Here is a 2,471-nt window from a genome sequence, read left to right as displayed (position 1 = left end):
TCCATCGTTCTTCGATAAAGTAGACTACGAAATCATAAATCCTCACGATAGAAAAACCCGTACTGGAACCGTTCCGATACTTATAGAGAGCATTCCTTCAGGTTCGAATAGCAAATTCTCACTGCTCTATGTTCCGTTCGACCTTATTGGAAAAGAAAAGGAAGAATCCGTCAAACAAATGCTTGAGGATCTGAAAGTAATCGCCAAAGGAATCGTAGCAATGTTCACTGTTTATGGTTTTGGAGCAAAGACCTCAAGCGGATATGGAATAGCCAGCAACAATGTAAAAAACGGAAAAGTCTACACTGACATGTCTGTAAAGATAGAGCAAGAAAACAAGGCAATGAAGCTTCCTGAGAATTTCCTGCAATTTCTCAACGAAAACGGGACTGTAAAAGGCGAACTGATTGACAATTCAACAGGAACCCTGCTCAGCAATAAAAATTTTCAAAAGCGGAAGACAGAGCACGGTTTTCTGAGTGGTGATGAATTCTCAAAATTTAAACGCTGGTATGAGGAAAATGGTGAATCTTACATGAAATCATTGAGTGTCAAACACTCTCAACAAAACGCGGGAGAATTTGCGAGCTTTACTGACCTTATAGACTTAACAAGGGCAATAGCCGATATGAACGCTCAACCAGATACAGCGGGAGGTAATCCTGATGAATAAAGATTTGACTGTTCTTGCAGAAAACAGAGACGTTTTGCTTACTGCTGAAATTGCATGTTGGTTGCACATGATAGGGAAGTATCACGAAGACTTCATAAGCGGAAAAAACAGGAAGCTAGATGCTATGGTTCCCTCCGAAATCATTGTGAATCCCATGATGAGTAAGCTTTTCGTGAAGGATCTCACTGACGGGCTCTCAGAAAAGGTGGCTGATAAATGGGCAATTGACACATCGTTTGTCAAGAAGATAATAATCAGGGAATTCGTTGAGACTCATAAGAAAAGCAACCTCAAAAATCCTTATCTGAGCTTGAATCGAGATGCACACGGTAGGAGCTCAGGAACTGAGAAAGGAATTCTTGATGATAGTGCATATGAAGACCAAAAAAATAGGGCTAATGGTATCATATACCCATCTACCGCATTTGGTTTTGAAAATAGCTACATGGACATTGACGAAATAGCTTCCGAAAGACATATTCTGTACAACTTCATACAACAAAAGTTAGATGTAATTCGAAAACTGGCTGGGCAGAACTGTGCAGAAAACCTTAGAATGTGGAACGTACTTAGACAGGAGCTTATCAGCACACTTCAGAGGCATTTCAGTAGAACAATAGGAGATACTAGAAGGCCTATAAATGACGTTACTCTTTGGGACCAAACAATATCTTCGGTAGCTTTTTTCAAAGCAGAGCTTGCAGAAGCTTTACTTAATGGATATAAAGATCCTTTCGATAAATACAACAAATACAACAGATACACTTTCAGATATCTTCACGTGACTTTCGACGGCGAAAGCTATGTTGCAAAAGGAACTGGTATTGGCGACATAATAACTCGAAGAAAGCTTATCGATGAAGCATTTGATTCAGCAAAATCATTAATCGAGGTGGAGTATCCTCTCGGTTTAGAAATATACAGAGACACAAACGGGATAACCTTCCTAATTCCAGAGCTAAGTGAAATACTAGCGATTGATGACTTAGTTGTGAAGAAAGGGGTCAGTCTAAAGCAGACAATCTCAGAAGAGATCACTACCTCAACTAACTGGGAAATTACTCCGTTCTTCCATATAAGCGAAAGACCTTCAAGAAATCTCTATAATTTGGGTTCTATGGTATCAAAAAAGCCTGATGGCAATATTCCTTGTCTGAAACTTCAAGAACTTTGGGCCGAAAAAGCAGAGTTGTGCCCTTCCTGCAATATAAGACCAATTGATATTAACTCTGGAAAACGTAGGATCAAGTTTTGTGAAGAATGCTACAAGAGAATCACTGGTCGTGGAAAGCAGTGGGTGGAAAACAGGAATAATCAAACAGTATGGATAGATGAAATCGCGGATTCAACAGGAAAAATCGCACTGCTTAGCTTTGGTTTCAGTTTGGATGATTGGATCAATAACGCAGACAATCTTTCAACATTCAGAAACCTTAAGAAGACGGTTGGTTTCTCCTTCAAGGAACTCACGGAAGAGCTTTCAACATTAAATGAGCTGTGTTCTAAGCCACATCTGAAAAGTATTGCGAAAAAACACGTCTTAATTGATCCCAAAACAAAAACAGTTGATGGCCTTTATGACTTCATGGTGGGTTCTGAGGACCTCGAAGATAACAAAGCGCTCACAAAGGATGAAAAGCTGGCACTCGCAATTTGGCGAAAGCCTCCTTCTTTCGCAAGGGTTCGTAGAGTTTGGGAGACGACGAGAAAATTCTGGGATGAGGCTCTTGAAGAAATCAAAGGAGTTATCAATCCAATAACTGAAAGGCTTGTTCTGAGAGTTCGGACGAATAATCTA

At 40.0% G+C, this 2,471-nt stretch carries 1 protein-coding gene and 1 pseudogene; both read left to right on the top strand.

Annotation, left to right across the window (positions count from 1 at the left end):
* Positions 1-274 (top strand): annotated as a pseudogene (locus ENN47_06460) (hypothetical protein).
* A 391-nt stretch (positions 275-665) separates the two neighbouring features.
* Positions 666-2,471 (top strand): hypothetical protein (locus tag ENN47_06455; GenBank protein HDP77812.1); only part of this gene is annotated, 1,806 nt, incomplete at its 3' end.

It is taken from the genome of Mesotoga infera, assembly GCA_011045915.1.
Lineage (GTDB): Bacteria > Thermotogota > Thermotogae > Petrotogales > Kosmotogaceae > Mesotoga > Mesotoga infera_D.
The sequence above is the reverse complement of the archived record's forward strand: the minus strand, read 5'-3'. Positions and strand labels throughout refer to the sequence as shown.